Origin of the sequence: Bacillus swezeyi, from assembly GCF_030908325.1 — a bacterium.
Taxonomy (GTDB): domain Bacteria; phylum Bacillota; class Bacilli; order Bacillales; family Bacillaceae; genus Bacillus; species Bacillus swezeyi.
Window position 1 is genome coordinate 3,897,793 of record NZ_CP133085.1, and the last position, 12,783, is coordinate 3,910,575.

Genomic DNA, 12,783 nt, shown 5'->3' on the forward strand with positions numbered 1-12,783 from the left:
GAAAGCGGGGGTTCTGATATCGAGTGTCAGAAACAGCCCAAACCTTTTCTACAAGCTCCAAAACACAAGATACGGGTATTTTATTTCTGATTCATGCTCTTGAATATAAAAAAGGCTGTCGAGATTTTCTCGACAGCCTCAGCATGATCATATCAAGCGTTTTTATTTTCTGGTCATCGGCTCGATGATCGTTTTTTGGATCAGCAAGTGGAATACCGATAGAACAATGGATGCAAAGACGGCTGTCCCAAAACCGTCAAGGTCAAAGCTGTCACCCATAATGGATGCCGTCATATACAAGGTGATCGCATTGATCACAAATAAGAATAAACCAAGTGTAATCACTGTGACGGGCAGTGTCAAAACGATCAGCACCGGTTTCACAAACATATTTAAAATCGATAAAATCAAACTTGCCGTAATGGCAGCACCGATGCTTCTGACGTGAACCGCATCAAAATAACCGGCAATTACGATTAATAAAAGGGCGTTAACAAGAACGCTTATTATCCATCTCATCATCTATTTGACGTCTCCTTCATTCGGAACGAGAAACACCCAGACGATATAAATCAGCCCCACGGGAATTCCCGTCGAAAATATAAACAACAGAACCGTGATGATTCGCAGCAATGAGGCATCAAAATTCAAATATTCTGCCAGTCCTCCAACGACCCCGGCGATTTTCCTGTCTGTTTCGGATCGATATAGTCTTTTCATTATATCACTCCTGTGTATGGTTTAAATGGATCGATCCTGTTTTCGATTCCAAAAACACTGTCATATTGTGATCATGATTTTGATTTGCTTTTACATACATTTCTTTTTGAATGGTCTCATTTTTTTCTTTCAAGATTTCCGCATCTGCAAGATCGTTAGACAGAGAACCTAAATTGCTTTTCAGCTCCGCTGTCACGGAACAGTCCCGCGGAACGTTCAATTCGATGCTGCCGGTGGTTGTTTTGACATATGCCGTACGGCAATGCGGACTTTTGACAGTCGCGGCAATATTTCCGTTAAAGCTTTGCAGATCAAGAGCCTCACATGAACCTTTAAGATCGATCAAGCCGTTGATGGTTTCCGCTTCAATCTCCACGCAATCGTGGTCGGCGAGTTTGATCTGTCCATTGGCCGTTTCCAATGATGCCTTTTTTGCGGTCAGGCCGGAAAACGACAAAACGCCGTTTGTCGTTTTGGCAGCAAGCTCTTTTACGTTTAAATGTTCCCCCCTGATGGGACCATTAAACAGTTTAAAGCGGATTTTGCTGTATTCCTTGTCTGGTATATAGACGGTGAGATTCGTCTTCATCGTTTTTTTCTCCGTACGGATCGTAAACTTCTCGCCTTCTGCACCGCAGTCGATATGCTGAAGAAATGCCTTTCTTGCTTCCTCTTGATTTTCGGTCCGGTACACTTTCGCCTGGCACTCGACCCGAATGTCGCCATCGTTCCATGGCACAAGGTTGACGCTGCCGTTAGCCAACTGAATATCAAGAGTGGAGAAATCGACATCCTTGAATTGAAAAATATGCTGGACATCATATGATTGCCCGAAATTCAAATCCAAGTCAACGTCTTTTACTTTTTTTACAGCGGTATCGATCCATTCAAACAATTTCGAACCTATAGAGGGCTTCGGCTCTTGCTTTTTTTCGCTGTAAAACTGATCTGAATCAAGGACATCCTCTGATAAGGCCGTCACCTTGCTTTCAGTCTGCCTGTAGTCTTCTTCAAGTTTTTCGATTAAAATCAGCGCCTCTTTCGCCGACAGTTTGCCTGTTTCAACGAGTTTTAAAATCCGTTCTTTTTCATTTTTCATGAAAGCTCCCCCGTTCTTCTTTTATGCCTGAGTCAGCATTTTAATCCCTTGGACGACATTCCAGATAACAATGATCAAACTGATGATCCCGAAAAAAATGAAGCCGCCGAAAATAGACATAAACGCCAAATAACCGCTGTCATTAAAGATAATCGTACCGCTAATCGCTCCGGCTGCCAATATGACTACGCTTATAAACGGAATAATATGCGATATAAGCGAGCGCAGCGCATGTTTTTTCGTTTCTTGATCATCTGTTATAAAATACGCAGCGATAGGCAAAATAAGCGGGGCAAAAAAAACGCTAAAATAACAAATTGCAGAAATCAGCGCGTTGTTTCTAGTCATTCATACCACTCTCCTGTACCAGCTTGTCAATGTTAAACTTTCCCTGAGTCTAATGGACAATGACCTTATACTCAAGTTTACGTGTATCATAGCCGTTTGGTTTCATTTTCATTCGATGGGCATGCGTCAATCTTCGCAAATTGATTTTTTTAGATTTTATGAATAGATTCTTTTTTTATAACCCTTTAAAATATGTGGGAAAGCTAGTATAAAAAGGAGGGAGCGTTATGAAACAAAAATCGGATGAATACGCATCACCAACCCCAAAGCTTCTTGAACTGATTCAGGAACAAAAAAAGGTGAATCAGGAGATCATTAACCGATTGGAAGCGATCAACCCCGCTCCTCCGCTTTCCAATGAAATCCGCTACTTAAAGGTTCTGCTGAGCAGCAGCAGTACACACATTTTAAACAGCCTGATTGAGGTGACTAAACAAATCGGCAGGCAAGAGCAAGATTAGCCTTTTTTCATTTTGCGCTGCCGCCAGCCGAGACAGCATGCGGCTTTTAGCTGACATCGTTTGCAATTTCTATAAGATTTTCATCAGGATCTCTGATATAAATAGAGAGGATCGGCCCCGTCGCCCCTGTGCGCCTTATGGGTCCTTCTTCAATCTGAATCCGGTTGGCTCTTAGATGGCGGATGACATGATCAAGGCCAACATCCGTAATGAAACATAGATCTGCAGAACCGGGGAGCGGACGCTTAGCTTTCGGCTCAAATTCTTTTCCCGCTTCATGCAGATTGATTTTTTGGCGGCCAAATTGCAGCGCTTTTCTCCCCTCGCCAAAAGTGACCACTTTCATTCCTAAAACCGTGCTGTAAAAATCACATGAGGCCGCCATGTCGTTTACAGTTAAAACGAGATGATCAATGCGGTCGATGTTCATTCACACCATCCCTTTCATGCCTTGTTTTTACGTTATAACAGCTATTTCTTGAAAGAGCAATAAAAAAATCTTGAACAAACAGCCGCCGGTGCATCAGGCATTCGAAAAAGCTGCCGACTCGGTGTCGGCAGCTTCGTTTTTTAAGGCCTGACAGCTTCTTTCTCCTGAAGCCGCTTTTTCATTCTGTTTTTGTCGCGTTCGATGATTGGCTTTAAATAACGACCCGTATATGAACCTTCAACCTTTATCACTTTTTCAGGCGGACCGGCTGCGATAATTTTTCCGCCTCCGTCCCCGCCTTCAGGGCCCAGATCGATTAAATAATCGGCCGCCTTGATAATATCAAGATTATGTTCAATCACCAGAACGGTATCTCCATTGTCTACTAAACGCTGGAGAACGGCCAACAGCCTGGCAATATCATCGACATGAAGCCCTGTCGTCGGCTCGTCCAAAATGTAGAGGGATCTTCCGGTTGACCGCCGGTGCAGCTCAGATGCCAGTTTGACGCGCTGCGCTTCACCGCCGGAAAGCGTTGTTGCTGGCTGTCCGAGCGTAATATAGCCAAGACCGACATCATAAAGGGTCTGAAGCTTGCGTTTAATCTTCGGTATGTTTTCAAAAAACTGCACTGCATTCTCGACTGTCATCTCGAGTACATCGGAAATATTTTTCCCTTTGTATGTCACCTGGAGCGTTTCCCGGTTATATCTCTTTCCGTGGCACACTTCACAAGGCACATATACATCGGGCAGAAAATGCATTTCGATTTTGATGATTCCGTCGCCTTTGCAGGCTTCACAGCGGCCGCCTTTCACATTAAAGCTGAAGCGGCCTTTCTTATACCCTCTGACTTTGGCTTCGTTAGTCTGGGCAAATACATCGCGTATATCGTCAAACACGCCCGTGTAGGTCGCGGGATTTGATCTCGGCGTCCGTCCGATCGGAGACTGGTCGATGTCAATCACCTTGTCGAGATGCTCAATCCCTTTGATCTCTTTATACTCCCCCGGCCTCGCCTTCGCACGATGGAGCTTTTGCGCGAGGGTTTTGTGTAAAATTTCGTTTACAAGCGTACTTTTTCCCGATCCGGATACACCCGTAACTGCCGTAAACACGCCGAGCGGAAACTGAACGGAAGCATTTTTCAAATTGTTTTCCTTTGCCCCTTTTATTTCGATAAAGCGGCCGTCGGGTTTTCTTCTCTCAGCCGGCAGAGGAATAAACTTTTTCCCGGAAAGATATTGTCCTGTCAGTGATTGATCATCGTTCATCACTTCTTCCGGTGTTCCGGCGGAAATTACTTCTCCCCCGTGAACGCCCGCTCCCGGACCGATATCGATTAAATAATCGGCGGCAAGCATCGTATCCTCGTCATGTTCAACGACAATCAATGTGTTTCCGATATCCCGCATGTTTTTCAGCGTATCAATCAGGCGGTCATTGTCGCGCTGATGAAGGCCGATCGACGGCTCATCAAGAATATAGAGAACACCGGTCAGCCTTGAACCGATTTGCGTCGCGAGACGGATCCTCTGCGCTTCTCCCCCTGAGAGGGTGCCGGCAGCGCGGCTGAGCGTCAAATAATCAAGACCGACATTATTTAAAAAGCCGAGCCGTTCTTCAATCTCACGCAAAATCAGGTTGGCAATCTTCATATCCTTCTCTGAAAGCTCCAGCGCACGGAAAAATTGCAGGGCGTTTGTAACCGACATTTCCGTTATTTTTCCGATGTGAAGTCCAGCTACCAGAACGGCCAGCGCTTCTTTTTTCAGCCTGTAGCCTTTGCAGGAAGGGCATGGCTGGTTGGCCATGTATTTCTCCATCTGCTCCCGGATGTAATCGGAGCTTGTTTCTTTATAGCGTCTTTCGATATTGCGAATCACGCCTTCAAACTCAATATAACTTTCCCGGACCTGTCCGAAATCATTTTCATATTTAAAATAGATTTGTTCATTTCCGCTGCCGTAAAGAATTTTATCAAGATGGTGTTTGGGCAGATCTTTAACCGGCACATCCATATCGATGCCATAATGGCTGCAAACCGCTTCCAAAAGCTTCGGATAATACTGTGAGCTCTGCGGTTCCCAAGGAGCAATGGCATGCTGCTTAAGCGTCAGCTCCCCATTAGGAATCACCAGTTCAACATCGACTTCAAGCTTGGCCCCGAGGCCGTCACAGCTCGGGCAAGCGCCGAACGGACTGTTAAAAGAAAACATTCTCGGCTCCAGCTCTCCGATTGAAAAACCGCAGTGCGGGCAGGCATGATGCTCGCTGAAAAGCAGCTCTTCCTGGCCGATCACATCGATGATCACCCGGCCTTCACCTAGGCGGAGCGCAGTTTCGAGCGAGTCTGTGAGGCGGGCTGTCACGCCTTCTTTTATGACGATGCGGTCGACAACGACTTCGATCGAATGCTTTTTGTTTTTTTCAAGTTCGATATCCTCGGAAAGATCGTTCATTTCGCCGTTGATGCGAACCCTGACATAGCCCTGCTTTCTGATTTGCTCAAGCACTTTCACATGCGTGCCTTTTCTTCCTGATACGACCGGCGCAAGCACTTGAATCTTCGTGCGTTCAGGGTATTCCAAAATCCTGTCTGTCATCTGTTCGATCGTCTGTGACGTGATTTCGATTCCGTGTACCGGACAAACAGGCTTTCCGATTCTTGCAAACAATAAGCGAAGATAGTCATAGATTTCCGTAACTGTTCCGACCGTTGAACGGGGGTTCCGGCTCGTCGTTTTCTGATCGATGCTGATAGCAGGTGAAAGACCTTCGATCGCATCCACATCAGGTTTGTCCATCTGCCCTAAAAACTGGCGGGCATATGCGGAGAGAGACTCGACATAGCGCCTTTGTCCCTCAGCATAAATCGTGTCAAACGCAAGAGACGATTTCCCTGAACCTGAAAGGCCAGTCAGCACGACAAGCTTATCCCTCGGAATAGAGACATCGATATTTTTCAGGTTATGGGCCCTTGCCCCTTTCACCTCAATTCGTTCCATTGCCATATTGCATTCATCCTTCCGATTTTAACTCTAGGAGTAAGTCCCGAAGCTCAGCTGCCCGTTCGAAATCAAGCGCTTTTGCCGCTTCCTTCATATCGTGCTCCATCTGGGCGATCACTTTTTCCCGCTCTTTCTTCGTCAGTTTTGAAAGCTTCGGCTCCTCTTTTGCTTTATATTCTTCCTGCTCCTCAGCCGCATGAGTTGCGCGGATGACGTCGCGGATCTTCTTGTTGATCGTTTTCGGTGTAATGCCGTGTTTCTTGTTAAACGCTTCCTGCTGTTCGCGGCGGCGTTTCGTTTCATTGAGCGCGATTTCCATGGAGTTGGTGATTTTGTCCGCGTACATAATTACCCGGCCTTCGGCATTTCTTGCTGCCCGGCCGATCGTCTGAATTAAGGAACGTTCAGAGCGGAGAAAGCCTTCTTTATCCGCATCCAATATCGCGACAAGTGAAACTTCAGGGATGTCGAGCCCTTCCCGCAGCAGGTTGATGCCGATGAGAACGTCATGCTTGCCCAGGCGCAGGTCGCGGATGATTTCGATCCGTTCAAGCGTTTTAATTTCGGAATGCAGATATGTAACCTTTATTCCGACTTCCTTGAGATAATCCGTCAAATCCTCGGACATTTTTTTCGTCAAAGTAGTGACGAGGACGCGCTCGTTCCGTTCGATTCTCTGCCTGATTTCACCGATCAGGTCATCGATCTGCCCTTCGATCGGCCTTACCTCAATGACTGGATCAAGCAGACCGGTCGGACGGATGATCTGCTCAACAACTTCAGGGGTATGATCAAGCTCATAAGGACCGGGTGTGGCAGACACATATACAATGTTATGAATGTGCTTTTCAAACTCTTCAAACCTCAAAGGCCGGTTATCCAAAGCCGAAGGCAGTCTGAATCCATGATCGACGAGCACCTGTTTTCTGGCTTGGTCTCCGTTGTACATCCCCCTGACCTGCGGAATGGTGACATGAGACTCGTCGATGACCATCAAGAAGTCATCCGGAAAATAATCGAGCAGGGTATATGGAGTCGCCCCTGCCTGCCGCAGCGTCAAATGTCTTGAATAGTTTTCAATGCCTGAGCAAAATCCCATTTCCCGCATCATTTCCAGATCGTATCTCGTCCGCTGCTCCAGACGCTGCGCTTCAAGAAGCTTGCCGTCATCATGAAGAATCTTTAGACGTTCTTCGAGCTCTTCTTCAATATTCATGATCGCTTTTTTCATTTTCTCTTCGCGCGTTACGAAGTGGGATGCAGGGAAAATCGCTACATGGTCACGCTCCCCTAAAATCTCGCCTGTGAGGGCGTCCACTTCTCTGATCCGTTCGATTTCATCTCCAAAAAACTCGACGCGGATGCAGTGTTCATCCCTTGAAGCCGGAAAAATTTCGACGACATCGCCGCGCACCCTGAATGTGCCGCGCTGAAAATCGATGTCATTTCGGGCAAATTGGATGTCAACGAGCTTTCTGAGGAGCTCATTGCGCTCAATTTCCATTTCCGTTCTGAGTGAAAGTACGAGTTCTTTGTATTCTTCCGGCGAACCCAAACCGTATATACAAGAGACACTCGCCACGATGATGACGTCTTTGCGTTCAAACAGAGCGGATGTGGCTGAGTGCCTTAATTTATCTATTTCATCATTGATGCTGGCATCTTTTTCAATAAACGTATCAGTCTGAGGAACATAGGCCTCCGGCTGGTAGTAATCATAATAACTTACAAAATACTCGACTGCGTTGTTTGGGAAAAACTCCTTAAACTCACTGTACAGCTGTCCGGCAAGCGTTTTGTTATGGGCGATGACAAGGGTCGGTTTATTGACCTCCTGAATCACGTTTGACATTGTAAACGTTTTGCCCGTACCGGTTGCACCTAAAAGTGTCTGATGCTTTCTGCCTTCCCGAATGCCTTCCACAAGCTGTTCAATCGCTTTCGGCTGATCTCCCTGGGGCTGATAATTCGAGACTAATTCAAAGCTGTCTTTCACAAAAAAGCCTCCGTTTCTTTACGAAATCTTCCTGTTATTATTTTAACACATCCAAAACAAAAATACGAACTAAAGTTCGGTTTTGGTGTTTTTTACATATCCGTTTTTTCCGATCTATCAAAAAACCCCTCCTTTTTGTTATCAAAAGCAGGGCTTCACGGCAATTATCCACGGGATTTCTATGATTCTTCCTTCTTTTCGCCCGCCTTTTTGGCTGCATAGAGCGCACCGGCGACAAGCGAAACAATATCAAGTCCTACAATAAAAAAGGTTTCCGTATAACCTTTTAAATAGGAAGCAAACAATAACGCAGCGGTAAGCGCAATTCCGACATAATGGTTATAGGTAACCCTTGTAAAAAACAAGACAAGCAAGAAAGGAAAAATTAGTGCAAAAACGGCTTTTGTAAACACAAAAACCCTCCTCACGTTTCTTGATCTTATTTGATTATATTAAAGAACAAAGAAACGGACAAACCTGAACACTCACTTCTTTATGTTACCCATTTGAAAGCCGTGTTATTCGAAAACGGCCTCTTTAAAAAGCGAAAAAGAAGGAGATTCCGGCAGCCAGCAGATTTGGCAGCCCAAAAACGGCAAGTCCATTCGTCATTTTGCTGCTCGAGTCTCTATGTTCTTTTGTTTCTGAGTGATGATTTCCCCCGAATCGGCCTCCGCTGGCAAACACACCTGAAAGCAAGGCCGACAGAAGAATGGCACCGAGGCCGCAAGCTCCGGAAATTTTGTAAAGATATGCCCAATCCCCGGCTGCAACCGAGATCAATACACTAATCAAACAAACGGCAACCCCTGAGAGAAAAGCCTTTTTCATCATGTCATTCTCCTTCAAGCAGATATATCAACCATCCTATCTGAACGCTTTGAAAAATACAATCAAAAAGTTTCGCCGTTTCGGGCAAGGGCCGGCAACAGAAAAAGCGCCTGAACCAGACGCTTTTTGTACAATCATCTTAATCAGATTCCGAAGATGCGGCAGTTTCTTGAAGCGCCGGTTCTTCATCTTTCACAAACAGGATTCCGAGCTCATGATGCTCCCCTTCGTATGAAGCCCTTTGCTCAAATCGGATCTCATTGTTCAAGCCGACCACTTCAAGCTTAAAGAAGGCGCCGTTTTTTTGCAGTGCTTCATAAAAATCGGCTTCATTCTTTACTTGGATTCCGTTTACTTTCGTAATAATTTCGCCGATCTGCAGGCCGAGACCGGCAGCCGGTGTGTTCGGAATGATGCCGAGCACCATCAGCCCCTGATCTCTTTTTGAAAAATAGAAAGGAGCGGAATTGTCGTTCACCCGCTGCTTCCATGTTAAAAAGGCTCTGCCTGCCACAGCGGCAGCTGCTGCTGCTGCTGCAAGCGGCGTCCACCATATGCTTCCGGCTGCAATCAACAGCGTCATGATCCCGAGAACACTTATGCGCCTCGCTGTAATTTTGATGCTTTCGCTCGGAAGCGATCCCTGCACCCTTTGTCCGAAACCGATAAAATACGGAATCCACAGCAATTGAAAGGCGCCTCCGTTAAAAGACAGAACCGGCCACCAAGGCACAGAGGATTCGATTGCATGTCCCGGAATGAGAATGAACAACGGCAGAAACCAAACGCGGCTCGCGATTTGCTGTCCGATCGGAAGCCCCCTTCTGCTCATGACAATTGCCGGGGAAGTCCTGATGTGAGCCGTTTTGTAAGCCAATATCCCTTCCGCAAAAAGAAGAAGCCCGAGCAAAACGGCGGCGGCTGACCAATTGGCGAGGGACAGCTGCGGAAGAAACGCCTCAGCCATACCTGAACCTGCGTAATCTATGCTTAAACCAATCACGATGCTCACGCCAAGCGTATAAGCCGACGACAGCAGGCTCTGTCTGAAGGTTAAAGCGGCAGCTGCGGTCACCGCTGCTATTAAGATGAGCATTCCGAACGGGAGAGACAGCCCAAGGCCGAATGAAACAATGGACAGCAAAATTCCCGCCAAAAGCCCTTTTGAGTATGTAAACTTGAATTCATCATAAATATCTTCAATGCGCGTATGAAAAGTTTTTCTTTCACGTTTGATCCGGGCATAGCCGTAAGCCAGACTCATGGCCATCATAAAGTAGAAGAGCGGGTGCACAAAAAACCAGCCGGCTCCTTTTAAAAGTTCAATTAAGCTTTCTTCAACTGACAAGGAAACGTTCACCGCCTCAGCCAATCATTCAATGCTGCCGAACATGCGGCAGCCTTTTCACGTTGGATATTTTAGAAACCCAGCTTGTCTTGGCGTTAACGCGAGGAGACGTCAGAGCGGCGTTCAGACGGGGATGCCTGAGCCGTCAGCCGCATGAATCTTCGTCATTTGCAAAACGCCGGGCGCTTTTAAATGCGCATTCGTGACGACAAATGCCAGCACCTTCAGGCAAGCTGGTGCGTTTTATTATTATTCTATCAAATAATAAAATGCTTGGGTATGGTAAACGTGAGGTTTATTTTTCTTGACTCATCCAAAGCGTCACATTCGACAGCGAAAAATCCTTTAAATAATGATTGACCTCGACATCCAAAATATCTCCAATCAGCTGCATGGAGCGTTTAATATCTGTTAAATTGATGCCCAGGCGTTTGTGGTTGTCCATCAAGTAATTGAAATAAAGTTCCGCGCAGTCCTCATTAATGTCATCCACGCTTTCAACTGAAGTGTAGTTCACGAGGTATCTGCTGAACAGCATAAGCAATCCTACTGCCTTTGTAGCGGAAAACGTAACGTCTTGTGATCGAACTTTTAATTGCTCCACTAATTCATAGTATTTTTTCTCTCTCACAATACTTGCCCTTTTCAATCGTGTACCCCCATTTATTATTTATGTATAAGAAAAGCGCAAGCGTCAGACGACTCCACCAACCAGAGACGAAGAACGCAAACAGCGCTAACATTCTTCGCAAAAAAAATGCACGCATTATAAATCGTGTAAGCCTTGTTTCCATTTTAAAAACTTTTCATTTATTATACAACTTGCAAAAGTTACATTTTTACTGCATCTTTACATCCTTATAAAGTCTCCCATATACTTATGTTATCGGGTCATTTCTATTCATTATGAATGTTTTTTTTATGAAAAAACAAAAATTTTAGGTAAAAAGGTTGAGAATTTACTTTCTGAGTATAAAAAAAGTGAGGACATATTGCCACCCTCACTTTTTCTTAAAGAGCACTTTTAATGCGGCTTTAAGCTGCAAATCATTTTTATCATCCATCTTTTTTTCCTCAATCCGAAGGTTCATTGTATTTGCTGTCTTTTGGTCAATTACTCCAGTTTGTTTCAGCTTGTTTTGGGCCTGAAAAGCCATCACAGCTTGTTTAGTGCCCTCATGATAATAGCCGTCTTCCCGGCCCGGAGAAAAACCTAGACCTTTTAAAAGCAGCTGTGCACGCTTAATTTCATGGTTGTTCATATCGAGCTTGAGAGGCTCTTTCAACTGAACAGGCCCCACTGAAAAATAAGCAGGCTGTGCTACCGAAACGGTCGGCTGAATTCCTTTTTTATGGATCCAGTTTCCTTTTGGTGTGAGCCATTTATACAGAGTCAGCTTGATATTGCTGCCATCTCCCATTGGAACGGCCTGCTGAACGGTGCCTTTTCCAAAGGAAGCATCACCGACTACTTGATATCCTTCCGCTTCTTTTAGTGCACCAGCCAGAATTTCTGACGCGGAAGCGCTGCCCTTATCTGTGATCACACTAACAGGATATGGTTTTTTCTCTTTACGTTTTGAAAAGTACTGCTTTTTATTGCCGTTTCTTTCGGCGATTTGAATGTATGGATGATCTTTTGTCACAAAATGTTTTAAAATGTCTTCAACACTTTGTAAGTATCCGCCAGGATTGCCCCTTACATCTAATACAAGACCTTTTATTCCCTTTTTCTCGAGCTTTTTCAGCTCTGCGGCAAAATCTTTGGCTGTATGTTCGGAAAAAGAAGAAATAGCCATGTACCCGACCGGCTTATCATGTACTTTTTTAATTGAAACAAAAACGGTCTCAAGCGGAATATCGTCGCGTTTGATCGTAAATGTCAGCTGATCCTTCATACCGGGACGGTGAACCTTCAACGTAACCGTCGATCCCTTTTTTCCCCTGATTTTTAATACGGCATCATTCAAATCCATTCCAGCCATTGATTGTCCGTCAATGCTGAGGATTTCATCGTTTGGCTTTAATCCGGCTTTCTCTGCCGGGGATTTTTTGAATGGAGAGACGATAATAATTTTTCGGTCTTCCATTCCAATTTCCGCTCCGATTCCTTCAAAAGAGGAATCAAGAGAATCGGAAAACCGTTTTGCTGTCTGTTTATCCATATAAACCGAATATGGGTCATTTAATGTTGAAAGCATGCCCTGAATGGCTCCTTCCAACAGCTTTTCCCTGTCTACCTGCTCCACATATTCATTTGAGATGAGATCGTATGCTTTTTCAATTTTCTCCATTGCCTCGCTTCTGTCGGCGTCTCTATCTGAACCCGCTTCAGCTGCGGCGGCGGCTTTCGGGATGTGTCCATGCAAGGCGTTCAGGTCAACCCCTGTCAGCAGACCGCATAGCAGACTGATGGCCATGATGAGCCGCGCAATCTTCTGATTCATCCTATACCTCCTCTTCTGGCTGCACTATGTTTCTGTTGCTTGATGTAGTATGTGTCAAACATCATGATTTCATGTAGTTGATTTCGATACAA

Annotated in this window: 13 protein-coding genes; 1 reads left to right on the plus strand and 12 read right to left on the minus strand. The window is 45.4% G+C overall.

The window, feature by feature from the left end; all coding sequences use genetic code 11:
* Window positions 1-162 precede the first annotated feature (162 nt).
* The 4 genes from RBH91_RS19550 to RBH91_RS19565 are packed head-to-tail and all read right to left on the minus strand — an operon-like array spanning window position 163 to window position 2,167.
* Window positions 163-522 (minus strand): phage holin family protein, encoded by a 360-nt coding sequence (locus RBH91_RS19550; protein ID WP_076761098.1) that lies wholly within the window; start codon window positions 520-522, stop codon window positions 163-165.
* On the minus strand, window positions 523-720 hold the full coding sequence (locus RBH91_RS19555) for a PspC domain-containing protein (protein ID WP_076761099.1): 198 nt from the start codon (window positions 718-720) through the stop codon (window positions 523-525). It abuts the gene before it with no gap.
* A gap of 4 nt (window positions 721-724) precedes the next feature.
* A complete protein-coding gene (locus RBH91_RS19560; protein WP_076761100.1) occupies window positions 725-1,819 on the minus strand; it encodes a DUF4097 family beta strand repeat-containing protein in 1,095 nt (364 codons plus the stop codon).
* A 21-nt stretch (window positions 1,820-1,840) separates the two neighbouring features.
* Complete coding sequence (locus RBH91_RS19565; protein WP_076761101.1) at window positions 1,841-2,167, minus strand: hypothetical protein; 327 nt, start codon at window positions 2,165-2,167, stop codon at window positions 1,841-1,843.
* Between the two features lie 227 nt (window positions 2,168-2,394).
* Here RBH91_RS19565 and RBH91_RS19570 point away from each other — a divergent pair, with 227 nt between their 5' ends.
* Window positions 2,395-2,628, plus strand: coding sequence for a hypothetical protein (locus RBH91_RS19570; protein ID WP_307892626.1), 234 nt, complete (start codon window positions 2,395-2,397; stop codon window positions 2,626-2,628).
* Between the two features lie 46 nt (window positions 2,629-2,674).
* Here the strand turns inward: RBH91_RS19570 and RBH91_RS19575 are convergent, their stop codons facing one another.
* The 8 genes from RBH91_RS19575 to ctpB form a co-directional block, all read right to left on the minus strand.
* Window positions 2,675-3,058: a VOC family protein gene (locus tag RBH91_RS19575; protein ID WP_076761103.1), complete on the minus strand. Its 384-nt coding sequence runs from the start codon at window positions 3,056-3,058 to the stop codon at window positions 2,675-2,677.
* A 140-nt stretch (window positions 3,059-3,198) separates the two neighbouring features.
* On the minus strand, window positions 3,199-6,072 hold the full coding sequence (uvrA, locus tag RBH91_RS19580) for an excinuclease ABC subunit UvrA (RefSeq protein ID WP_076761104.1): 2,874 nt from the start codon (window positions 6,070-6,072) through the stop codon (window positions 3,199-3,201).
* Between the two features lie 7 nt (window positions 6,073-6,079).
* Window positions 6,080-8,065 (minus strand): excinuclease ABC subunit UvrB, encoded by a 1,986-nt coding sequence (uvrB, locus tag RBH91_RS19585; protein ID WP_307892627.1) that lies wholly within the window; start codon window positions 8,063-8,065, stop codon window positions 6,080-6,082.
* A 179-nt stretch (window positions 8,066-8,244) separates the two neighbouring features.
* Window positions 8,245-8,478 carry a CsbA family protein gene (locus RBH91_RS19590; protein WP_076761106.1) on the minus strand — a complete coding sequence of 78 codons (234 nt, stop codon included), beginning with the start codon at window positions 8,476-8,478 and terminating at the stop codon, window positions 8,245-8,247.
* A 124-nt stretch (window positions 8,479-8,602) separates the two neighbouring features.
* The gene (locus RBH91_RS19595; RefSeq protein WP_076761107.1) at window positions 8,603-8,896 is read right to left on the minus strand and encodes a DUF5316 domain-containing protein; all 294 of its coding nucleotides are present in this window, start codon (window positions 8,894-8,896) and stop codon (window positions 8,603-8,605) included.
* A gap of 139 nt (window positions 8,897-9,035) precedes the next feature.
* Complete coding sequence (locus tag RBH91_RS19600; protein WP_076761108.1) at window positions 9,036-10,244, minus strand: PDZ domain-containing protein; 1,209 nt, start codon at window positions 10,242-10,244, stop codon at window positions 9,036-9,038.
* A 295-nt stretch (window positions 10,245-10,539) separates the two neighbouring features.
* Entirely contained in the window at window positions 10,540-10,893 is a 354-nt protein-coding gene (swrA, locus tag RBH91_RS19605) for a swarming motility protein SwrAA (protein ID WP_034326694.1), read from the minus strand.
* 352 nt (window positions 10,894-11,245) lie between these two features.
* Entirely contained in the window at window positions 11,246-12,691 is a 1,446-nt protein-coding gene (gene ctpB / locus RBH91_RS19610) for a carboxy-terminal processing protease CtpB (protein ID WP_307892628.1), read from the minus strand.
* Window positions 12,692-12,783 lie beyond the last annotated feature (92 nt).